This window comes from Bacillus sp. SH7-1 (assembly GCF_008042405.1).
Lineage (GTDB): Bacteria > Bacillota > Bacilli > Bacillales > Bacillaceae_G > Bacillus_A > Bacillus_A thuringiensis_N.
In genome coordinates, this window is sequence record NZ_QNUD01000018.1 from 13,361 (window position 1) to 39,709 (window position 26,349).

The following is a 26,349-nucleotide window of genomic DNA, read 5'->3' on the forward strand; positions in this document are numbered from 1 at the left end:
AGACTATATTGTAAATGAGGTGACAACATGCCCATTACGAATCGATTTTCTACCACCACTAACGGCGCACTCGCTATTACAGGAAATACTTTAGGCTTAAGTAAAATTAGTAATCAAAACCGTGCTGGTACAATCGGGGCAATTGGTGCATTCGCAACTACGAATACTGCTTTACAAGTCACTACTTTTCCTGCTGGTACAACGTTAAACTATACACAAAATAGTTCTACCGCTATTTTAAATATACCTGCTGGTAGTACGATTCTTTACGCAGAACTCGTTTGGGGCGGAAACTATTTATCTCGTGATCAAAACATTACGAGTGTATTAGGAAACCCGGTTTCTTTTACAACACCTGTTTCAACATACTCGATTACTCCTTCAGCTGTTACAGCTTCCAATCAAACATTCGTTTCCGGGTCCATCACATTTGGATTCTATACACGTTCTGCAGATGTAACATCTCTTATTCAAGCTGGAGGATCTGGCTCTTATACAACTGGCTCTGTCCCTGGACTTGTGGACCCCATAGATGCTTCTAACGGAACAATTAATTCGGCTGGATGGACACTTATCGTCGCTTATCAAAACGGGACATTACCCGCAAGAAACTTGACGATTTATGTAGCAGGTAACCGTGTTTCCGCAGAAACTGGTAGTGCTGATGTATCTGTCTCAGGATTTTTAACACCTTCAGGGGGACCTGTAAGCGGGAGATTATTTTTAAGTTCTACCGAAGGAGATGCTGATTTAACCGGGGATCAAGCTTTATTTGGACCCAATTTCAGTTCATTAAATGCTTTATCTGGGCCAAATAATGCTGTAAATAATTTTTTTGGTTCTCAGGTCAATAACGCTGCAGGAAACTTAGATACAACTGGGACATTTGGAACGCGAAATCAAAGTGCCTCTACAGCTACAAACATCTCAGCCGGTCGACAAGGTTGGGACATTACTTCTATTGATATTTCCCCTTATTTAACAAATTCTCAAGTGTCCGCCGCCATCCGTTTAACAACTAACGGAGACGCGTATATGTTAAATACAGTCGGTTTACAAATCAACATAAATTCACCTAACATACAAGCAACGAAAAGCGTAAATAAAAGCGTCGCTGCAATTGGGGATGTCGTCACTTATACCGTTACGATTCCTAATACCGGGCTTCTTCCCGCCAATAACGTTATTTTTATAGATAATCTTCCTACCGGTACTTCATTTATACCTGGCACTGTAACGGTAGATAACGTACCACAAACAAATGCAAATCCTGCCGCTGGTATATCTCTTGGAACAATTAATAACAGTGCTTCCCGTACAGTAACTTTCCAAGCGACTGTCGTTTCTCTTCCAAATCCAAATCCGATTTCTAACACCGCTAATATTACATTTCAATATACACCAATTGCTGGAGGAACAACCTTTAACGGTCTTGCAACAAGCAACTCTGCCGGAACACAAATTAACCTCGCAGATATTAATGGAACAAAATCAGTTAACAAACTTTTTACCGATATTGGTGAAACGTTAACTTACAGTATTGCCTTAGCTAATATAGGAAATATCGCTGCAACTAACGTTATATATACGGATCCAATTCCTAGCGGGACTACTTTCATTCCAGGGAGTGTAACTGTTAACGGGGTTACTCAGGCAGGAACAAATCCCGCTAATGGTATATCAATTGGATCTATTGCCGCAAATTCCACTACTACTATTTCATTCCAAATATTCGTTCCATCTATCCCCCAAACAAACCCCATCTTAAATAGTGGAACAACAACATATCAATACATTCCTGTACCAAATCAACCGGCAGTAAGCGGGACTGATACGACGAATATTGTCTCCACTCAAGTGAATAATGCTACTGTAACAATGACGAAAGCAGTAAATAAAAATTTTGCAGATATTGGTGATACACTAACGTACACCGTTTCCTTTACAGGTACAGGTAATACGAATGCGAACAATGTTATTTTTACAGATGTCATTCCTACCGGAACAACTTTTGTTCTAAACAGTTTAACAATTGATGGCACGACACAAGTAGGAGCAAATCCCGCTAATGGTGTGAACATTGGATCAATCCCAACTGGTACAACTAAAAATGTTTCATTTCAAGTAGTAGTAAATACAATACCCGCGTCAAATGGCGTATCTAATGGATCAAGCGCTTCTTATCAATATATCGTCAACCCTAGCCAATCACCCGTTACAAAAAACATTTCTTCTAATCTCGTTTCCACTCAAATTAATAATGCGAATGTAACATTAACAAAATCAACAAACAAGCAATTTGCTACAATTGGCGAAACAATCAGTTATACAATTCTTATTACAAACAGTGGAAATACAACTGCAACTAACGTACAACTAACAGATCCACTTCCAAATGGAACAATTTTAACTCCTGGTACTGTAACACTAAACGGCGTTTTGCAAAATGTAGATTCTCTCGTTGCTTTACCTATCGGTACAATTCCTGGCGGAGCTACTTTTACACTTTCTTTCCAAGTAACTGTCATCAATATTACCGCCCAAAATCCTATCATTAATAATGCTTTGGCCTCTTATTTATATACTGTAAATCCAAGTCTGCCACCAACTTCAAAAACAGCAAATTCTAATTCTGTTACATCAACAATTAGACTAGCAAACCTTCAAGCTACTAAATCTGTAGATAAAACATTTGCGGAAGTTGGAGATGTATTAACTTATACCTTCGCTCTTACAAACAATGGAAATGTTACGGCGAACAATGTATTACTATCCGATTCAATAGCGAACGGTACTTCCTTTGTACCGAACAGTGTTATAGTTAACGGTGTTACTCAACCGGGCGCAACACCAGCTAGCATCAATATTGGTAGCATCAATGCTAATACTACGATTACAGCTTCATTCCAAGTATTAATAACTAGCATTCCAAACCCAAATCCTATTTCGAATAGTGCCTTCATTTCTTATAACTTTATCGTTGATCCAAACGCTTCGCCTGTAAGTAAGAACACTACTTCAACTACTACATTTACGCAAGTAAACGATGCAAATGTCATTTCAGCCAAAACAGTGGATAAAGGGTTCGCTACTGTAGGGGATGTATTAACTTATACCGTCGTTTTAACGAATGCAGGAAGCGTTTCTGCTGATAGCCCTACTTTCGTAGATCCGAATCCAGACGGTACTACCTTTATCCAAAACACTTTCCTTATTAATGGTGTACTCCAAAATAACGCCGATCCAAATGTCGGTGTTCCGTTACCTTCCATTCCTGCTAACAGCTCACTTACCGTCTCTTATCAAGTAACTGTCACCTCTTTACCAACACAAAACCCAACATTAAATTCATCTAGTACACAGTATAGTTTTATTTTAAATCCGGGTGATCCACCAACTATAGAAACATCTTTAAGTAATACTGTAAGTACACAAATTAATTTAGCAAATGTAGTTATTGTCAAACAGGTAGATTTAACTATTGCTGATGTTGGGCAACCAATCACATATACCATTTCCCTAGCTAACCCAGGAAATACTCCAGCAAATAATGTAGTTGTTACTGATATACTACCTCCTGGTACGACTCTCATACCAAATAGTATTTTTATAGGCGGTACTTTACAACTAGGTGCCGATCCAAGTGTCGGTCTTCAAATTGGCACAATTCCAGCAGGCGGAATTACAACTATTGTCTTCCAAATTAGTACGAATGGGATACCTTCACCAAATCCAGTGCAAAACAGTGCTGCACTTCAATATAGCTTTATCGCAGATCCAAATTCACCTGCTGTTGTGAGAAATGCTACTAGTAATATAGTAACGACACAAATTAACACCGCTAATATTGTTGCTACGAAACTAACAAGTACAAATTTCGCTGATGTTGGCGATATCATAACTTATGCAACAATTTTATCGAATAACGGCAATATCCCTACCTCTAATGTAACGTTTACAGATATCATTCCAGCTGGTACCATCTTCCTTCCTAACACTGTAACGATTAACGGTGTCCCTATAGCTAATGCAAACCCTGCTAATGGCATTTTGATTGGCACGATAGGAGCGAATTCATCACGTACTGTTTCATTCCAAGTTTCTGTACCAACTATTCCTAGTGCAAATCCGCTTACGAATCAATCGAGCACTACATTCCAATACACGTATGATCCATCCAAACCAGTTGTAACGCAGATAGTGACCTCTAACACTGTACAGACAACTATTAATAATGCAACGATTACCGCTGCAAAATCTGTAGATAAACAGTTTGCGAACGTAAATGATATTATTACGTACACGACTACTTTAACGAATAGCGGGAATACACTTGCATCAAATGTAATTTTTACAGATGTAATTCCAAACGGAACATCATTTATCCCTAATAGTGTAACAGTAAACGGAAATACACTCCCTAATACAAATCCAGCAAGTGGAATTGCAATTGATCCAATAAACCCTAATACAAGTGCAACAATCTCATTTCAAGTAATAGTAAATTCCATTCCTAGTCCAAATCCAATCCCGAATCAAAGTAATACAACATACCAATATATCGTAAATCCTAACTTACCTCCTGCTTCCGCCAATGCGCTAAGCAATCTAATAACAACTCAAATTAATAACGCTACAATCGTCGCTACGAAGTCAGTGAATACACCGACAGCTGCAATTGGTGATATCGTTACTTATACGATTGCAGTTACGAACACAGGGAATATCCCTGCTAGCGCTACAGTTTTAACAGATGGACTCGGTGCAGGCGCCTCATTTGTGCCAAACTCTGTAACTATCGATAATATTCCGCAGCCAGGGTTAGATCCATCACTTGGTATTCACTTAGCAGATATTCCCCCAGGAGATACTGTATTCATTACTTTTCAAGCACAAATTTTAGCGATACCACCTAGTGGCACATTAACAAATAATGCTCTTGTAAATTATGAATATACCGTGAATCCAAACCAATCACCTGCTGTTAATAGTACAATTACGAATACGACGGTTACTCCAATTATTGATGCTACTTTAGTTTTAAATAAAAATGCGAGTACAACTTTCGCTACGATTGGTGATACGATTACATTCACTTCAACTGTTACAAACACAGGAAATACTACTGCAAACAACATTGTTTTTACAGACACAATTCCAAACGGTACTACCTTTGTCCCAAATAGCTTTAAAATAAATGGTGTAACCACTCCGAATGCAAATCCACAAAATGGTATTAATATTGGTAACTTGAATGCACATGCATCGAGTACACTCAGTTTTCAGGTAAACATTACAACACTTCCAGCCCCTAATCCAATTCCGAACAAATCATCAGTTCAATATAGCTTTATTGTTGATATAAATGAGCCGCCGGTTTTACGAACAGTTCAATCCAATAAAACTTTTACACAAGTAAATACTGCTTCTGTTATCGCAACAAAAACTGCAAGCAGCGCATTTGCTGCTGTTGGAGATACAATTACGTATACAACTACCCTCACTAATAGCGGAAATACTACTGCAAACACACCTGTTTTTATCGATATATTACCACCCGAACTTTCATTCGTTCCTGATAGTGTACAAATTAACTCCATCCCACAACTTGGATTTAGGCCAGATAGCGGAATCTCTTTAAACTCAATTCCAGTTGGAGGAACGACAACAATTAGCTTTCAAGCTATTATTGGCTCAATACCAGCTACAAATCCTACATTGAACCAATCTAGCACAACATACTCTATCATTGTTGATCCTACCCAGCCGCCGGTGACAGAAACAGCTACAAGTAATCCAACTTTAGTCCAAATTAACGAAGCAATTATTCAAGCAACGAAAAGTGTGGATCGACTATTCTCTGACATCGCACCTGGAAATTCATTTTTAACGTATACTGTTTTATTAGAAAATATAGGTAACTCAACTGCTACTAATATCATTTTTACAGATCCAATTCCAAATAATACAGTATTTATAGAAGATAGCGTTCGAGTAGGCGGAGTTTTATTACCTGGAGTAAGTCCAGCGAACGGGATACCCATTGGAGATATTATTGCAGGAGATTTTATAAACGTCACCTTCCGTGTGCAAGTAGTTAGCATCCCAAATCCTATTTTTACAATCGGACCTGGAGGACCAAACTCACCAGTTGTAAACGGCGCTTCTATTGATTATCAATTTATGACAGGACCTAATTTACCACTTGTTTCACGAAATACGACATCTAATTCTGTTTCGACACAAATAAATTCTGGGGAAATTGTGGCAATCAAATCTGTAGATAAAACTTTCGCAACAATTGGCGATACAATTTCTTATACGATTACATTAAGTAACCCTGGAAATGTCACTTCACAAAATATAATTTTTACGGATACTTTACCTGATGGAACGACATTCATATCTGGCACTCTTACAAACGATTCTGGTACACAGCAAATCGGAAATCCAGCTAACGGGATTCAGATTGGAAATATAAACCCAAATGGAACGGCTGTGATTACTCTCAACGTACTTATTACAAACATTCCAAGTATAAATCCAATTTCTAATTTTAGTTCTGTACAATTTCAGCATATTGTCGATCCAAGTCAACCAGTTATCACTCAAACCGCTTCATCGAATACCGTTACTACGACAATAAATAGCGCAATATTAACTACCACAAAAAATGCTGATAAATCCATTATTTCTGTTGGCGATACGATTACGTATACATCTACTATTACAAATACAGGAAATACAACAGCAACGAATATTACATTCACAAGCGCTATTCCAGCTAACACTACATTTATACCAAATTCCTTCACAATCAATGGTATGCAGCAATTTGGTGCACGGCCAGCGCTCGGAGTAACTATACCAAATATCGCCCCTGGCGCAACAGTAACTGTTACTTTCCAAGTAAATGTTATTTCTGTACCCCCTTCAAGTTCAATTATGGGGAACGATACAATTTTATACTCTTATACTGTTGATCCAAGCGCAACTCCTATTACTACTTCTACTTCAACGAATATCGTTACAAACCCTGTATTAGATGCTATGATAACGATGGTAAAATCGGTCGATCAAACAATTGTAACACTAGGTGATACCATTACCTATACTACAATTTTAACGAATAATGGTAATACAAATGCAACGAATATTGCTTTCACTGATCTTATACCAGATGGTACAACGTTCATTCCGAATAGCGTCACAATCAATGGCAGTACACACATCGGACTCGATCCTAATACAGGTATAACAACCGGATCAATTGCCCCTAACAGCTCAATATCTATAGCATTTCAAGTTACCGCTACTTCGACTCCTGTTCAAAATCCTATTGCCAATGCGGCTACTGCTTCTTACTCATTTATCGCTGATCCAAATGCACCGATTGTTTCAAGAACTGCTACTTCAAACACTGTATTTACTACAATTAATACCGCTACAATTCTTTCATCCAAGCAAGTGGATAAAACCTATAGCCAAATCGGAGATACAATCACCTATACCGTTGCTTTAACAAACAACGGAAATTCCTCCGCACAAAATGTTATTTTTACAGATACCGCGCCAAGCGGAACCACATTTATTGCAAACTCATTTTCTATTAATGGAATTCCTCAAATTGGTGCGAATCCAACAAACGGTGTAAATATTGGGCCTATAACAGCCGGGTCTACAGTAAATATTTCCTTCCAAGTAAACGTGACCTCCTTCCCAACTGAAAATACCATTGTAAATTTCTCATCGACATCGTATCAATTAGTCTCACCACCTGATGCAGAAACTTCTATTAGTAATCCTGTTTCCACGCAAGTTACAGAAGCTATATTATCCATGACGAAAAATGAAAGTGTATCCTATGCAGATATCGGGCAAACTGCTTTTTACACTACTTCTATTATCAATGTAGGCAATACCGATGCAACTAATATTATATTCACAGATGTATTACCAAGTGGACTCACATTTGTTCCTAACACATTAACCGTCGATGGCGTTTTACAACCTAACGCGAATCCAAATACAGGTGTATTACTTGCAGCACTTCCACCAAATGAAATATATAGTATCGTCTTTCAAGTTACAGTTAGCAGCATTCCACCTATTAATCCAGCACCGAATACAGCATCAACGACATATGAGTTTACTGTTGATCCCGTTAACCCTCCAGTGTCGAGTTCAGCTACTTCCAACACTACGCTTCTTCAAATAAATAACGCAAATATTATAAGTACAAAAACAGCAGATCTTACCTTTGCGGATGTTGGTAATACAATAACATTTACACTTAACCTCCCTAATACCGGGAATGTGACCGCAACTGATGTTACCGTTATCGATATACTTGATAGCAATTTAAGTTTCGTTCCAAATAGTTTCACAGTTAATGGGCAAACTATTCCAAATGCTAATTTATCTACTGGTGTAAATATCGGTTCCATTAATGGTGGTAATACGGCAATTGTCACATTCCAAGCAACTGTTACTACACTTCCTACACTTAATCCTATTTCTAATTCTGCTTCTATCACATATCATTATGTCGTTGATCCTAGCCAGCCATCTATTACAACTTCTAATCAATCTAATGCAACAACCACACAAATTAATAGCGCTATCCTTACTGCACAAAAAAATTCAAATGTGTCAACAGTAGATATTGGGCAAGATATTATCTACACCGTTACAATTACAAATAGCGGCAATGTTAGTGCAACAAATGTTATTTTTACCGACCTTATTCCAGACGGAACTTCATTTGAACCGAATAGTTTTACATTTAACGGAACTAGCATCCCAAATGCAGATATCATTACAGGCGTCCCAATTGGTGATATCGGGCCAAACCAATCTGTCATTGTGGCATTTAATATTATCGCAGATGAAATCCCGCCTATAAATCCAATTACCAATCAAGCTAGCGTTAACTTTCAACATATCGTTAATCCGGCTAATCCACCAGTTTCAAAAAACATTACTTCTACTACTGTTTCAACAAAAATCGAAAGTGCAATTTTAAACACGATTAAAATCGGAGATAAAGCTTTTGCAACGATTGGTGATACGATTACGTATACAACTACGATTACGAATACAGGAAATATTCCAGCTAACAACGTTGTTTTCTCAGACCCTTTACCATCATGGACACAATTTGTGACAGGATCAGTTGTTGTTGAAGGTACTTCATTACCATCCGCCTCTATCATTGACGGTGTTGGCATAAATACAATCAATCCAAATCAAACTGTAACAATCATATTCCAAGTTCAAATTGTAAGCAATCCAACAACATTCACTCCTGAACTTCAAAACTTAGGATTTGTGAACTTCCAATATAACGTAGGCAATGCATTACAGGCTCAGCCTGGCAACGTGGAAACGAATGTCTTCGTTACTTCTATTAATTCAGCAATACTTTCAGCTGTAAAAACCGCTAGTACAGCCTTTGCAAATATTGGAGACACGATCACTTATACCGTTTTAATTCAAAATAGCGGCAATACAAACGCTACGAATGTAAATTTCTCAGACCTCATTCCAGCAGGAACGACCTTTGTTGAAAATAGTTTTGCTGTAAATGGAAATACCATTCCAAGTGCAAATCCAAATAACGGAGTTAATATCGGAACCGTTAGCGCGGGTAATTCCTTAACTGTTACTTTCCAAGTCATAGTTACATCTACTCCACCTTCAAATCCAATTACAAACGTTGCATCTATTCAATACGCATTTATCGTTGATCCGGCGGCTCCTCCTGTTACCGGCACAATAAATTCTAATAGCGCTTCAACACAAATTAATAACGCGACTGTTACAACTGTTTTAGAGGCAAATCGAACAATTGTATCTATCGGAGATATCATTACGTATACAGCAATATTAACGAATACTGGAAACTTCCCTGCAAACTCTGTATTACTCATTAACGGAGTTCCTGAAGGAGCATTATTTGTTCCAAATAGTGTTACACTCAACGGGATTTCACTTCCAGATGCAAGTCCAACTCTCGGTATTCCAGTTGGTATTATCGCACCAGGTGATTCTGCTACGATTACGTTCCAATTTCTTGCAAGCTCTATTCCATCGCAAGGAGCAATTATAAATCAAGCACTTACAAGTTACACGTATATTGTCGATCCGAGTCAACCTCCAGTTACAGCAACCTCCTCATCTAATACGGTTAGTACAGCTGTCGTTGATGCATCGTTATCCGCAATTAAAAATACAGATTCTCTCGTACAATCTACTAACGGTACAATCACTTACACTGTAGTCGTTCAAAATAACGGGAATACAACTGCAAATACAGTTACTTTAACAGATTTGGTCCCAGAAGGAACTGCATTTATTACGAATAGCGTAACCATTAATGGCGTTTCAGCTCCAGGTACCGATCCAAACGTAGGGGTACCATTAAACTCCATAGCGCCTTCAGACATTATCACCATAACATTCCAAGTTATCGTTCAATCCATTCCAAGCGTGAATCCAATTTCTAATATAGCCCGTATTGCCTATACTTTTATCGCCGATCCAACCGCTCCTATCATCTCTCGAACAATAACGTCTAATCCAGCATTCACACAAATTTCGGATGCGAATGTTCTTTCATTAAAAGCAGTTAATGCACAACAAGCAACAATAGGTGACATTTTGACCTATACGATAACACTAGAGAATACCGGAAATATTCAAGCTACTAATCTTATATTTTCAGATACTATTCCAGAAGGGACTACATTCGTAGATAATAGTTTTACACTTAACGGAACAGCTATACTTGGTGCAAATCCAAACGCAGGTGTTACTTTGCCTAACCTAGTAGCAAACGCTATTCACCTTATTTCGTTCCAAATTCTTATTAACGATCCATTCTCGCAACAATCGATTACAAATCAATCCAATACAACATATACAATTCAACCAGATCCAGGGCAACCGCCTATTACGGAAACATCTACTAGTAATATCGTCATTACAAATTTCGTGCAAGCACAATTGACAATTACAAAAACATCCAATCCAACAACTGTAGATATTGGTGGAACGATCCATTATATTTCTGAAGTGAAAAATATCGGCAATGTTGACGCAATAAATATTATTTTTACAGATTCGATTCCAGCTGGGACTACATTCGTTCCCGACAGCGTCACAATTAACGGTGTACTTCAGCCTGATGCAAATCCTGAAAATGGAATATCAATTGGAACGATCCCACCAAATAGTTCCAAAACAATACTATTTCAAGTACAAACAAATAATCCACCTACTGAAACAGAAATTGTAAATCAATCTTCAGCAACTTACCAATATGTAAGTATTCCTACAGCTCCCCCAGTGAATCGCTCTGCAACTTCTAATATCGTTACAACATCACTTCAAAATGCAAATATTATTTCCGTTAAACAGGCGGATGTTACTTTCGTATCCATCGGGCAAAATATTACCTACACAAATACACTACAAAATATCGGAACTGTTCCAGCTAACAATACGGTGTTCATTGACAACATTCCAGAAGGTACTATATTCATTGAAGATAGCTTATCAATAAATAATGTCATTCAGCCTGGTGCGAACCCTGAAAATGGAATAACTCTTGGCACGATACAACCAGATGAAACAGTCACTATTTCATTCCAAGTACAACTTACAAGTATACCTCCTGGCAATACAGTCATTAACATTTCAGACACTTCGTATGAATACCAAATTGAGCCTAGTTCTCCAATTATTCAGCGTAGATCGTTATCAAATGCAGTAACTACTGAAGTCCGTACAGCAAATGTTAGTGCAATTAAATCCGCTAACAGATCTATTACACGCATCGGTCAAATCATCACATATACAGTCGCAGTTACAAACGCTGGTACAGTACCTATTACAAATACTCTCCTAATTGACGCAATCGCTGCTGGCACCACATTCATTCCAAATAGCATCCTTGTAGATGGTATACCAAGACCTAACGAGAATCCAAGTACCGGAATCACCCTTAATATTATCCTTCCAAATAATACAATTATCGTTACGTTCCAAGTAAATGTAGTCTCTATACCTCCTCAAAATAACATTAATAATATCGCCGTCATTCACTACGAGTATCGACCAGACCCAAGCACACCAGCAATTTCAGAAACGACCTCTTCCAATGCTACAAATATACAATTTATTGATGCTATTCTTATCGCTACAAAATCCGCTAATACAGTATTAGCTAACATTGATGAAACTATTGAATATACAGTACTCATTCAAAATAACGGTTCCACTACAACTAACTCCATCTTTTTTACAGATACGATAGAGGATGGAACAGTATTTATCCCGGGAAGTGTAATAGTTAACAATACTGCATTTCCTGCGGCAGATCCGAATATCGGCTTTTCCATCCCTAATATCGCATCAGATCAAGTGGCTACCATAACCTTCCAAGTTTCCGTTACGAATTTACCTGCTGTAAACCCAACACCTAATACTGCAAACATCGCCTACGACTTTATTTTCAACCCTGATTTTACACCAATTCAAAAATCGACTACTTCCAACACTACTTTCGTTCAAATTAATGATGCTGATATCGTTTCACTTAAAACCGTTGATTTGACTTCTGTAACAATTGGTGACATTTTAACTTATACAACAACTTTAACGAATACAGGGAATACAGATGCCACTGCTGTTGTATTTACAGACAATATTCCTGGTGGAACTACCTTTATTGACGGTAGCGTTTTAGTAAATAACATTCCGCAGCTTAACGCCAATCCAAGTACCGGTATACTTGTAGGAACGATTGCTCCTAACATTTCTATCCCAGTCACATTTTCTGTTACCGTCATAGCGCTTCCAGCTAGCGGCCATGTTCAAAATCAATCAACTTCTCGTTATACGATAAATGGAGAAGAACAAATATCGACTAGTAATATTACCTTCACTGAAGTTATTACTGCTACTATAGTCGCAACAAAAACAACGCCTATCCAATACGCTGACCTACAAACGATTATCCCTTACACAATTTCCATCACAAACAATGGGAATATACAAGTAGAAAACATTATCGTTACAGATATCATCCCAGCAAATACGAGCTTTATAGAGAACAGTGTTATTGTGAATGGCAACGCTCGTCCAAATGACAATCCACTTAGCGGGATACAAATTGATAACATTCCACCTAATACAACAGCAACTATTCTATTCCAAGTACGGGTTACTTCGATTCCACAAATAAATCCAATCTCTAACACGAGTACAATTGAATTTCAATACACGTTACCAGATCGACCACCTATTACCAAAACTATTATTTCATCAGCTGCCGTAACAGAAATTAATCACGCGACTTTGAATAGTAATAAAGCTGTAGACCTTGCATTTGCAACTGTCGGTGACACGTTAACGTATACGATTACACTCAATCAAACTGGTAATGTTGCAGCAAATGATGTAGTCATTCAAGATATTATTCCTCAAGGTACTACGTTTATAGAAAATAGCGTTATTGTAAACGGAGAAACTCTTCCAGGAGTTAATCCAGTAAGTGGCATACCGATTGGCACTATAATTGTTGGTGGAGATGCTATCGCTTCATTCCAAGTTTCTGTGACTTCTATCCCAACACCTAATGAACTCAACAACAATGCAATTACTACCTTTAACTATATAGTCAATCCAAATAACGCACCTGTTACGAATACGCCGACAACAAATACAGTCACAACAACCGTTCAAAATGATAATGTCATTGCCATAAAAGCAGTTGATTTCACGAGTGCCTTACCTGGTCAAACTTTAACGTACACCATTACTATTACTAATAGTGGTAATATCACTATTGAAGATCTTCTTCTAGTAGACACGGCACCAGTAGATACGACATTCGTCATTGGTAGTGTTACGATTAATGGAATCAATCAACCTAATGCGGATCCTGAAAATGGTATTACGTTAGGAAACCTTGCTCCAAATGAATCTGTTATTATTACATTCCAAGTGACAATATCTTCCTCTACTCTTCAATCTACAATCAATAACGATGCTACTATTTCCTATACGCCTATTGTCGGTCCAACCGAACCATCTATTACGATTAAAAAGCAAATAAATACCGTTACAAAGCAAACAAATACCGTTACAACAACAGTAGTTGACCCGATGGTTAGCATTGAAAAAACTGCTGATAAATCTATTGTAGTGACAGGCGACACCATAACTTTCACATTAGAAGTGATAAATCATTCACCAATTCCTACAATCAGTACTTCCGTCCTAGATATAATTCCAGCTGGTACAACATTTATAGAAAATAGCGTAACAATTAACGGGACTCCGGTTCCAAATATCCGGCCAGACACTGGTATTAATATTGGCGCTTTACCTGCAGATACAGTAGCAACGATAACATTTAAAATTCTCGTCACTTCTATACCTTCAAACAGTACAATTATTAATTCCGCAACAGTTACAGCCGCCTTCCAATTGACACCACAGGACCAAATTATTACTTTTATTGTTAATTCAAATATCGTTCGTATACCAGTTCAATTTATAACTGCGACAGTAGTGAAAAACGCTTCCGTCAGCTCAGCTTATTTAAATCAATATTTTGATTACATGGTGCGTATTACGAATACTTCCGAGATTTCACTTTCAAATGTTTCTTTACAAGATACTATTCCAGCAGGCTTGCAATTTATGAACGGCACTGTCTTCATTAATGGGGAACGTTCTCCACTAGCGAATCCGAATATCGGTTTCCTAGTCGCTACTAATTTAGAACCAAGCGAAACAATTATCGTGGTATTCACAGTACAAGTGATAAGTACACCTGTTAATAATCAATTTAAAAATACGGCTAATATTTCGTTACAACTTCAAGCCTCGCCTACCGACCCACCAATTACAGTAACCATCACAAGTAACGAAAACATTGTCACCTTTGTTACAGAAAATCCAGATGAAACACTTCCAAATTTTAATTGCTTCTTTGACGGTGAACGCTTCATACGGATTACTCCTGGAAATGTACGAAATTACCTTTGGACTTGGATTTGGTGGGATTAAATGAAACAAAAAAGAGATAGTAATTTGGTTTCAACCAAATTACTATCTCTTTTCATTACCTTTATCGCACTACGTTGTAACTCGTCCAATGATATACAATTAAGCATCATCTCAAGTTATTTTCGTCGTAATAAGTTGGCCAGCCTCATTAATAGTAACTTTCCATTTCACTCCACTAGCAGTCTTCATGATTATACCTTTACTTGCCTCTATTTCAATATCTCCAAACATTCTTCCGCCAGTTGTTGCTAACCAAGCATTCCCATTTTCCATAGAAGACCTTGCAAACATACGATTAATCCGAAAACGCTTATGGTCTTGAGAATAACCACTCAATGTAATTCTAACTTTATATAACTGACTCGCTTTCATATTCGATATAATTGTATCGCCTACATTTAAAGGAACATCCGATGCAACAACCCAATTTCCAGTTGCACTTAATGCATATTCAATTTTAATTTTCTTCGGACTCTCTCCCCATCCAAAATACATTCCAAAACAATTCAACATTGTGATTGGATTTTTCGTAAAATCTAGTTCAATGACAACTGGATTACTATCAGGAACATCAATATAGTTTACACTTTGTTCATCTATTAAATTAAAACAATTTGCGAGATTCCCCCCGTACGGTACTTTCCCACTTACTTGCTTAATCGTATACTTCTGCTGAGCATTTACTAAAATATCATCTTGATTCCCTATTAAATGTGGTTTATTTAACGTAATCGGTAACTGAATTCGAAGAGATTCTTCATAGGTAGACTTGCAAACATTGTATTGCCCTTTATCTACAATAGTTGTAGAAAGTAAATTTGAAAAAAGATAGTTACGATGCGAATTAGAAGAAAATTCAATGACAATCTGTTCACTACTCATCCGGTACGTATCCCAAATCATACAATCAAATGTATTATAGGCACCCGTACAACGAATGACTTTTTTCGTTTGCTGTCTACATTGCACTTGAATATCATGAAACGTATTTCCTGAACTTTCATTTGGTAAATCACTGTTCCCATCAACTTCTATCCCATACTGACATCCATCAATAAATATAGATTGAAATACATTTGCGTTAATCCAGCAAGGTGTATTTATATCATCTATATATTCTGTCTTCAAATGTATTGCAGTTTGAAAGTTTTTAATTTGAATAAAGTTAACTTGAAAGAAACTAATATAATCCCATGCTTTTTGACAATAAAAGTGTATAGCCTTACCTTTATATGACGACGTTGCATTTACTATATTTATATTTGATATAAGAGAGTGATTAGGAACTTCTATTTGTTGTGAACCGGAAACATAAATAACAGCAGATTGAAACACTGGATTTATAACTTGAACTGTACCACCTGTTATAGACGCATTTTGTTGCAGTTCAAACGCATTAAAATCCCCATCAATTTGCACCGTAACAGTAGGATCTAGCTCTAACCTTACGTTTGATTTAATAACAATCGGCTTTACAATTTTGTACGTATTTACCCCTGTAATTCTAACCGTCGAAATTCGATTTGCTACACAATAATTTATAGCTTGCTGAATTGCTAATGAACTATCATTTCCTGAGTTCGGAACTGCACCAAAACAATCAATATGAACACTATTTTCCGGTGCACAATCTCCTTGTGATGAAATATATTCTGACAAAACAAATTCACTCCTCATATTACATTTTTCATATAATATGTGAGTTGTCCCTTAAAAGTTTCTATAATAAAAAAAACAAACGACTTCTACCGTCATTTGTTTAATTCATATATATCTTTCGTTTCTTCTATCATTTTAGTTAATGAGAAATACCTCTCTGCTTTCTCTCTTGCTTTCAACCTAATATCATTCACCTTATCTTCATTCCCTTGTAGTTCCTCAAGCGCACTTGCAAATTCAGATTCGCAATATTCATGTATCAAAACACCTGATTTCCCATCTATTACAGCTTCATTTATCCCGCCAACATCTATTGAAACAATCGGTGTTCCTGTAGCCATCGCTTCAATTACTACCATTGGAAACACTTCACGAAAAGATAATAAAAGTAAGGCATCCATATTTCCTATAAATCTGTGCGGATCGGAAATATTCCCCAACATCTTTATACTTTGCTGCAATCCATATTTTTCTATTTCTTTCATAATAGATTCTTTCTCTGGTCCATCACCAGCAATATAAAACTTAAAATCATTTCTCTCTTTCAACACATTTGCAATTTTTACAAATAGTTGATGGTTTTTCTCCTGTGATAATCTAGCTAATATCCCTACATTATAAGTAGATTCTTTCTTTTTCTGCTGGAATAAAAATTTTTCTATATCCACCCCATTATAAATTGTCTTTATTTTTTCTTCAGCTACATACATTGAAATTAAGTTATTTTTTTCAAACTCACTTACTGTAATAATATTGTTCACATATTTATTCATGAAATAACGAAAAAGCGCTGGCATTTTCTTTTCTAATATCGTTACATTATGTTTCGTATACACAACCTTTATCTTTCTTCTCATAGACTTTTGAAGTAGAAACGCATATAATACCATTCGCAAACTATTTGCATGAATAAGCTCTATCTTTCGTTTGCAAATTTCTTCTCGTAAGTAATGAATATTTCTTAAATGATTCCATCGACTAAGTAACATAAAATTTTCTTTTTTAGTAAGAGATTCATATAGTTCTCCATCACCTGCAGCTGTATAAACCTTTAAATCCTCATCATGTAAATTGCTTTCCAATTTACAGAAATAACTCTCAGCTCCGCCAGTTATCAATTTATCTGTCATCAACAGTATATTCATAATTGCGTCTTCCCAACTACATTGATTTTATTTTTTCTATAGGCATGATAAGCATACTTACTAAAATAATAAAAAATTTGCACTGCATTAAGTCGTTTTTGTTCCCTTAATAAATTCCAATACCGAAAAGCTGCTCTAATTTTATTCCTCGAAACAGAATTTGCAACAATTCTATACTTCGCTAACACTTGCTGTATCCCTTTCGCTTCATGCCCTTCATGTAATAAGTTCAGCCATAACGCTGTATCTTCTGGCTGTACACTAGGCATTTCAATATGCGGAATTTTTTCACGATCAATCATTACTGTTAAACAACCGATAATTGTATTCCCAGCCAAACAATGATAATCAACAGATTTTGGTACATTCACTTCTCGATTTAGTTCATTACCGTTTTCATCAATTAAACTATACGATGCATATGAAAAGGCCACATTCATTTCTTCCATAAATAACAATTGCGTCTTCAATTTATGTGGCAACCATATATCATCGCTATCTAAAAAAGCAATATACCTTCCTCTCGCCTCTTCAATCGCTAAATTCCGAGCTTTCGCAGCTCCAATATTTTCTTTTAATGATAATAGCCTAATACGCGAGTCCCCTTCTATTATCTCTTTAATTTTTGCAAGAGATTGGTCAGTTGAAGCGTCATCAACAATAATCATTTCCCAATTTTCATAGGATTGATTCTGTACAGATAAAATCGTCTCACCTATAAATCGTATACTATTATAAGAAGGTGTTATTACGGAGACATGAGGCATCTTATTATGCGCTAATAGACATTTTACCATCTACCTTTCCCCTTCCTTCATATATTGAAATGTACTTCACAACAATTGCTAAAAATAAAAAGAACGCTTCGTTAATAATGAGTGACAATGACATCATCTGAAATAAAAATGCAATCATAGTTAATAAAAGATACGGTTTTTCGCGAAACAAAGTATACTGCGTTAACTTAAACATTAATATGATTAAAAACGCGCTATATAAAAGAAAACCAATTGTACCTGATTCAGACAAAATTTCTAAAAATGTATTGTGCACATATAATTTTTCATTAAATTGAAACTCATAATAATTCGAAAAGTTAAATGCACCGATTCCGATATATGGATTGGATACATAATATTTAAAAGCAGCTTCCCATAATGTAAATCTACCACTTCCATTATCGTGCGAAAAATCAGAAATTCTTTTATTCAATATGTCATCCAATTGACCACCCATTATACTATTCGATAAACTAAAAATTACTACACTAAACAATAGTAAACTCATCATTATTTTTATTTTTTTTGCAAAACTAGATGTACATACATATACAAAAACGACAAGCACAAGTGCTAATATACCTCCCCTTGAAAAAGTTAATAAACTCGTCGTAACACATAAAATCAATCCTATAATGTTCGTCATATTATGTAAATTTGTCATATAATACATAAAAAATATTGTATTATAAAAAATAAAAATGTTAGGATCATCTAGCAATCCAATTAACCTTGGATATCCTCTATCAACTAATAGTCCGGCAAAAATTTCTCTCTCTTCTCCACCGTATAATCCAAAGTGCTGTAAACCGACTATATAAAGTATTAGGCTTACAATATTAAATAATAATCCAACATAGACAATGGATGATTCAAGTGTTGCTATTTCAACATTTCCTAATAAATTTCTCATTATAAAATAGCACCCTAAAACAAGTAGAACACCAAAAATCATACGAATACTAGCATTTAAATATATAGAAAGAATTCCACTCAAACAATAGATGAAATAAAATAGTAAAAATACAACTTCATGAAAATATAGCTTTTGAATATGAAAGTTTTTAATTGTTAAACAAAAATATATGACTAAAAAAATCATATATATCTTCAACGAAAATCCAATATATATGTTGTATTTACTTAACATAACAAATAATATTAGAAGCATAATCCATTTCATCGATATTTTCATATTATTTTCCATAGGCTATATCCCCTGTTTCGTAATATAATCCTTTTTGCGTGTTTTTCTTATAAATGACAGAAGAAGTTTTTTCAGCTCATAATCATATAGGAATATACCAACTACTACGATTAACGTATTAAGAATGAGCGCAATTAAATGATATGTATGCAATATATATTGCACTCCAATAAAAGTTACGCCAAAATAAATTGTATAAGGTATGACAATTTGGAATACAATTTTTTTCTTCACTACACTTACCGCTATATATCCAACTAAAGCCACAATTTCAAATAAAACCATAGCATAAGCTGCTCCTATCACTCCACCAATACTACTAAAGCTATAAAGCATAATCCCACCTACCACTAACGCTATACATTGCACAACAGTTCTTTTATTTTGACGTCCACTCGTTGTTAAGCCGTCAGCTATAGCAATATTTAAACTTTGCAGCACAATGAGAAATGATAATATTTGGAGTGGCTCTACTGCATTACTCCACTCCTCATGAAAAAATATAGAAATAAAGTATGGCGCTAAATAATATAAACCTATCGTCATACATATTCCCACAATCCCCATTGCTTTTATTTGAAGTAAGTTTAATTTCGTATGCTCTTCTAAATTATTCTGGTTATAATGCTTAAAGAGCACTGGGAAAAATGCACCTGCAATCACTCCTGGCACTTGATATAATGCTGCTGGCATCCGGTACGCCACTGCAAAAACACCGATCATACTTAATGGCAATGTATAGTTGAGCAAGATAGGCGCTAATTGTGGCGTACTCATTATTAAAAAACCGCTAATAATAAACGGAGTTAATTGCCAAAATAATGCTTTATGAATTACGACCTTCATATTCATTTTCGTCTTTTTTCTCATGATATATATACTAAATAAACCACCGATCATATACCCAAAAGCATATAAACGAGCCGTTACATACACCGGTAACTCTCCGAAAATACAAAAACATGTAATTATGATAACAACTGACGCTGATATAACTTTAATAAGTGCTATATACTTCATACGTTCTGTCAGTTGAAAATAGGCAATGCCTATGTTTTGCCAAGTTAATCCTATTAACATGAAAAACATTACGTTTATCATCATATAAATTAAATTTTTATCCGCATACATGTAATGAATAGCAATATAACCGATTATAGAAATAAAAATAAGTAGAATCATCCTTATTTTTATATACGACGATAAAATCGCCTCTACGTCTACGCCATCTTTTGCCCCTTCTCGAAGAAACGTGTTAGTAAGTCCTAAATCTGTAAAAAATAACATAACAAACGTCACTGCTATAGCAACACTAAACATCCCATAATTTTGTGCATTAAAAAAATTTGCTAAAGCAATTAAACTCACAGCCTGAAGCAGATTAGCTAAAATCGTGCTATAAAATAGATGGATAATATTATTTAAAATAGATCTACCCATACCAGTTCTCCTTTGCGAGCAACCTACTTACATATTATTTATCTTGCACCGTTACCGTTCAATACAATTAAAACGGTTTTACATAAAATACGAATGTCCATCCGAATCGTTTTCATTTCAATATACTCCATGTCCAATTTCAATTTTTCTTTCGGATCAAGATTATATCCTCCATTTATTTGTGCCCATCCTGTTAACCCTGGCTTCACAATTAAACGATCCTTGAATTCTGGAATATACGTATCAAATTGTTTATAAAAATATGCTCTCTCTGGTCGAGGTCCAACAAAAGACATATCACCTTTTAAAATATTTACAAGTTGCGGTAACTCATCAATTCTCGTTTTTCTTATAAATGATCCAACTTTAGTAATTCTTGGATCATTTTCATTTGCCCATTGCGGTCCATTTATTTCAGCATCTTTTACCATGGACCTTAATTTAAATACATTAAATTTCCTCCCGTTTATCCCTAAACGTTCTTGAAAATAAATTGGAGCTCCTGCTGTTTCGAAAGCAATCATAATACAAAAGAACAACATAATTGGTATCGTTACTAGTAACAATATGAGTGAAAATATAATATCAAACAAGCGCTTTATACTTCGATTCAACATACTGGTCTTTGCTTGAGCTGGAATCGTATACAACTTGGCTTGGTTTGTTTCACGAATCATAGATCGTTACCCCCACATTCAAGAATATAAAACTATACCTATTAATTCACATTCTTTCCTCTTTATGTCCGCTATTACTTTTTGCACAGTACGCAGGGAATCTTTTCTCTTTTTAACTGCTAAGACCACTCCATCGCATTTCCCTGTAATAATGTGCGTGGCAGGAAGCTCAAATACTTCAGAGGAATACAAGAAAATGTAATCAAAACCTTCTTTCCACCTCTCAATTGCACGATCAAATTCATCCATAGCAACTAAAGTCGTTCCGGTGTGTACTGTTTTTTTGGCAGGAATACAATATAAGTAATTAGATAAATTACTAGAAAAGGATTCGTAACTACAGGTGGAATCGCTTATTATATCATTCACTGTTTTCGTATGATTGCATTGTAATAGTAGATGTAGTTTAGGATCAGAAAAATTCACGTCGATAAGTAACACCTTTTTTTTCATTTCCGCAAATACTAGCCCCATATTTACTATAAGCGAAGCAACAACACCTCTATCCTTTGTTGAACTAACTGTGAACACTTGTTTTCCCGATTTTTTCAACTCGTGATACACAGTATAAAACTGCTCTTTCATTAGAGCATCATGCGGATCAAATGGCAGCTGTTTCTTTGTCTTAAACATCGACATGTTCACCTCGATATATAGATGATTGCGGATCAACTTCTGTAGATTTCTTTTTTCTTTTCGGTTTCATATTTATGTGACCAATAACAGAGACTGTTGTTATTTTCTCTAAATCCTGTTCCTCGTATATACGTTCATCAAAATAATCTCGAAATACCGCTAAACCTACTCCAACAAAAAAACTAACAATTAAAGAGATAGGAATGATAAGTTGAAATTTCGGAAATAACTTTTCAGCTTTTTCTTGTAACTCAGGGTCAGTTAATATTTTTATCCCCTGTACATTCGTATACTGTTGAAAGCTTTTTTGAGATTGTTCTGCCAAAGAATTTACAATTTCCTTCACGATTTTAGGGTCCGAATCTTTTACTGTAACAGTAACAATTTGTGAATTGTCCATATTCACCACTGAAATTTTTTGTGCTAACTCATAACTTGATTGCTCTAATTTCAAAGTTTTTTTGACTGTTGAAATAATAAGTGGGCTTTTTAAAATATCAACATACGAAGTTACGAGCTGCTTATTTTCCTGTGTTTTATTCACTGCATTCTCCTTATTAAATCCATCTAAATTCCCAACAAGAATTTGCGTTGAATATTGATACGAAGGCTTTAATACATACATAGAGATCAGAATTAAAGAGACAGTTAAACAGCACATCGTCAAAATGATTGTTACTATCCTTCTTTTCAATAACTGTTGAAAATCCTTCATACTAATTTCTTGCTTCAATTATTTCACCGCCTTTGTTTGAATGACATCCTGCAACTCACTTTCTACAGATAGTCCTTTCTTTTCTAAATTCGATTGCTTTGTTATATACTTTCCGATCCTGAATGCAAATTTTTCTACAAACAAATAAGAAATCATCGCAAGTATAAACGAAAGAATAAGCGAAAAAATTAAAATAATAGGTAACGGCAATATTTCATGGAGCATGTACATAAGGGAAAATAAAGATATAATATGGTATAAATAAAGACTGTAAGAAATCTTTCCCAAGAATAACAAGTATTTATTACGCAGCAAGGATGACAAAGTTGATACTGACAAACTTAATATGACAAATAAACACGCACTTATCGCTACTACGTAGTCTCGAAATATAAAATTATTGAGTAATTTAATTTCTCCAATAAGCCCTTCATACATATAAAGTAAAATCGCAAATAAAAACCATGCAATTTTCTCATTTTTAGTACGATTACTATAAAAAACTATTAACTTATTTTTATATTTCGCAACTAGTGCTCCTAGTAAAAACAGCACTGTGTAATGCAGAGTTAATGTATAACTAGTTAATGTTAAACTTGAGTGAAATAAAAATAAAATTACGACAGAACATATACTAAAACTAAACACTGACAATAATGAATACCTCAACGTTTTTCGTAAACAAACCATCAAAACTAACGGGAAAATTATTGATATTCGCATTTCATGAACAAGTGACCAAATTACGCCGTTATATGCATCTGTATTATATTTCCCAACCAATAAAATATGTTGCGCTATTAAACTTGAAGAACTTTCAATCGTCCATGAGCGATTAAACCATTCACTTAAATACGAAATACCATATTTACTCATTGTAGTCTGGCATAAAATAGCTATAATTATCGCGACGATATATGGAATATATATTCTGCATATACGCTTTAAAACGAATGACCTATAGCTATCGTAGTTCTTTTGAATGGATGTATACAAAACAAATCCACTCAAAACAAAAAAGATAATAACAGATTCGTTACCACTACTAAAAATTAGACGAGCAGGCGTTTCTTTTAATAGATACACAACAAATGGTTTATTATCTTCATAACTGTAATTTTGAAATGCTGAAAAAATCATTAAATGATGGCCAATCATTACTATCAATGAAGAAATTCCTCGTATAGAATCCAGTTCTTCATACCTATCCATCGTTTTACATCAACTCCTACTGAAATGATAATAATCATTTCAAAGCGACACCATTATTCATATTCCTCTCCTTTCTTTTCATTCCAATTTTTCATATTAAAATGATTTTATAGCGTAATTTTGAATGTATTGTAACATTTTTTGTAATATTATGAATAGTGAATCTTAAGAATTGGCATATACCAATTTCAACCTCGAAAAATGAATAATATTGATAGAAAAACACTATAAAAATATCTTGCATAGTTACAAAATTAAAGAGAGAAATAGAGTTTTTTCAATGTAAAACAAAAAAAGATAGCCTATAAAGGCTATCTTCTTTTATTTTATTTAATTACTGGCACCACTATATGCTACATGTCGTTTCTCAATTCGTTCCTCAATTTCTTTCATATTTTCTTTATTATTTAATAGTGATTGTTTATTTTCAATTAATAATTGTTTAAAAGACTTTCTCACTTTTTTTCTCATTTTCATTGTCCTCCTTGGGGGATGGTTTATATAAAAGATAAAGAATTATCTGGTTGTTCTTATAATAATTGATTGTTGTGAATTCTATTTGAACTTCATATGAAAATCCCGCTTATTTTCTGACAACTTTGTGAACACGAAAAAAAAGATCCTCCTAAAATCATTTTGAAGTCGATTCATTTGATTATATAAATTACCATCTTCATCATCTTATATCAATTTATCTTGTCGAAATATTTATATATTTTAAGCTAAGTCCCCTATATTTTCACTTACTAACATACTGTTTTCGAAACAAAAAAGAAGGTGTCACCTAGTCAACGTTCGACTCATGCAACATCCCTCTTACCAAACTATTTACAGCATATTGATTAATATTTCAGGTCTTCCCCAATTCATTTCTTCACATACGAATCGTAGTTTTTCTTCGTTCATTGTGTGTAATCCTTCTTCTAATGAACATGAAATAGGAACTTCACAATGAATTTGTGCTAATTGTAATGAAATATTTAAATTCTCTAAATCACTTTCAATCTTCGTACGCTGTGCTTTCGTTAACGATGATACATTTTCTAGTACGGTTGCTACTGTCCCATGCTCTTGAATAAGCTTGTACGCTGTTTTTTCACCAATACCTTTTACACCTGGATAATTATCACTCGTATCGCCCATGAACGCTTTTGCATGGACAATTTGCCAAGGTTCTACACCTTTTTCTTCCATAATTTTCTCTGGTGTGTAATATTCGTAATTTCCAATTCCTTTGCGCAAAAGCATAACTGTAACGTTCTTATCGACAAGCTGAAGTAAATCCGTATCACCTGTTAAAATATAAACTTCCGCTTCATTACAATATTGTTTTGCAAGCGTACCGATACAATCATCCGCTTCATACCCTTTCATACCGATGATTGGAATTGATAATTTCGCAGTCATTTCTTGTACTAAATCAAATTGCGGAATTAATTCTTCAGGCGGCGCTGCACGATTCGCTTTATAATTTGAGAACGATTCTGTTCTAAATGTCGTACTTCCCATATCCCAGCATGTTACGATGTGTGTCGGTTCAATTGCTTGCATAGCTGTTAATAAATGTTTCATATAACCATGAATCCCGTTTGTAGGGGTACCATCTTGTCGTTTCATAAATTGTCCGTAGACACTTGTTGCATAAAAAGCACGAAATAATAGTGCCATACCATCAACTAATAATACTTTTTTCATAATCCCTCTCCTACTAAAAAAAAATAATAACCCCACGTCATCACGTAAGGTTATATAAATAGATTACCATTCTACGTTTTTTCAACTTTGTCTATTATACATT

At 35.2% G+C, this 26,349-nt stretch carries 12 protein-coding genes; 1 reads left to right on the forward strand and 11 read right to left on the reverse strand.

Annotated elements, in window-relative coordinates:
* The first annotated feature begins 27 nt into the window (after positions 1–27).
* Positions 28–15,081: a DUF7507 domain-containing protein gene (locus tag DN390_RS16790; RefSeq protein ID WP_147807874.1), complete on the forward strand. Its 15,054-nt coding sequence runs from the start codon at positions 28–30 to the stop codon at positions 15,079–15,081.
* 111 nt (positions 15,082–15,192) lie between these two features.
* On the opposite strand, the gene DN390_RS16795 is transcribed toward DN390_RS16790, so the two are convergent.
* The 11 genes from DN390_RS16795 to DN390_RS16845 all read right to left on the reverse strand — a co-directional run bounded on the left by DN390_RS16795 (position 15,193) and on the right by DN390_RS16845 (position 26,246).
* Entirely contained in the window at positions 15,193–16,740 is a 1,548-nt protein-coding gene (locus tag DN390_RS16795) for a glycoside hydrolase family protein (protein ID WP_147807875.1), read from the reverse strand.
* Positions 16,741–16,832: 92 nt separating this feature from the next.
* Complete coding sequence (locus tag DN390_RS16800) at positions 16,833–17,885, reverse strand: glycosyltransferase family 4 protein (protein WP_147807876.1); 1,053 nt, start codon at positions 17,883–17,885, stop codon at positions 16,833–16,835.
* The gene (locus DN390_RS16805; RefSeq protein ID WP_147807877.1) at positions 17,882–18,682 is read right to left on the reverse strand and encodes a glycosyltransferase family 2 protein; all 801 of its coding nucleotides are present in this window, start codon (positions 18,680–18,682) and stop codon (positions 17,882–17,884) included. The genes DN390_RS16800 and DN390_RS16805 overlap by 4 nt, the downstream gene beginning before the upstream one ends.
* A complete protein-coding gene (locus tag DN390_RS16810) occupies positions 18,657–19,871 on the reverse strand; it encodes an O-antigen ligase family protein (RefSeq protein WP_147807878.1) in 1,215 nt (404 codons plus the stop codon). Before DN390_RS16810 ends, DN390_RS16805 begins: the two co-directional genes overlap by 26 nt.
* A 3-nt stretch (positions 19,872–19,874) precedes the next feature.
* Positions 19,875–21,311 (reverse strand): oligosaccharide flippase family protein, encoded by a 1,437-nt coding sequence (locus tag DN390_RS16815; protein ID WP_147807879.1) that lies wholly within the window; start codon positions 21,309–21,311, stop codon positions 19,875–19,877.
* Positions 21,312–21,349: 38 nt separating this feature from the next.
* Positions 21,350–21,988 (reverse strand): sugar transferase, encoded by a 639-nt coding sequence (locus tag DN390_RS16820; protein WP_147807880.1) that lies wholly within the window; start codon positions 21,986–21,988, stop codon positions 21,350–21,352.
* 18 nt (positions 21,989–22,006) lie between these two features.
* The gene (locus tag DN390_RS16825; RefSeq protein ID WP_147807881.1) at positions 22,007–22,627 is read right to left on the reverse strand and encodes a CpsD/CapB family tyrosine-protein kinase; all 621 of its coding nucleotides are present in this window, start codon (positions 22,625–22,627) and stop codon (positions 22,007–22,009) included.
* Positions 22,614–23,357, reverse strand: coding sequence for a YveK family protein (locus DN390_RS16830; protein ID WP_147807882.1), 744 nt, complete (start codon positions 23,355–23,357; stop codon positions 22,614–22,616). The genes DN390_RS16825 and DN390_RS16830 overlap by 14 nt, the downstream gene beginning before the upstream one ends.
* Positions 23,358–24,551, reverse strand: a complete 1,194-nt coding sequence (locus DN390_RS16835; RefSeq protein ID WP_147807883.1) for an acyltransferase family protein — start codon at positions 24,549–24,551, stop codon at positions 23,358–23,360.
* 330 nt (positions 24,552–24,881) lie between these two features.
* Positions 24,882–25,022, reverse strand: coding sequence for an FbpB family small basic protein (locus DN390_RS16840; protein ID WP_001228048.1), 141 nt, complete (start codon positions 25,020–25,022; stop codon positions 24,882–24,884).
* A gap of 357 nt (positions 25,023–25,379) precedes the next feature.
* Positions 25,380–26,246: a 5'-3' exonuclease gene (locus DN390_RS16845; RefSeq protein WP_147807884.1), complete on the reverse strand. Its 867-nt coding sequence runs from the start codon at positions 26,244–26,246 to the stop codon at positions 25,380–25,382.
* Between the last annotated feature and the right edge of the window lie 103 nt (positions 26,247–26,349).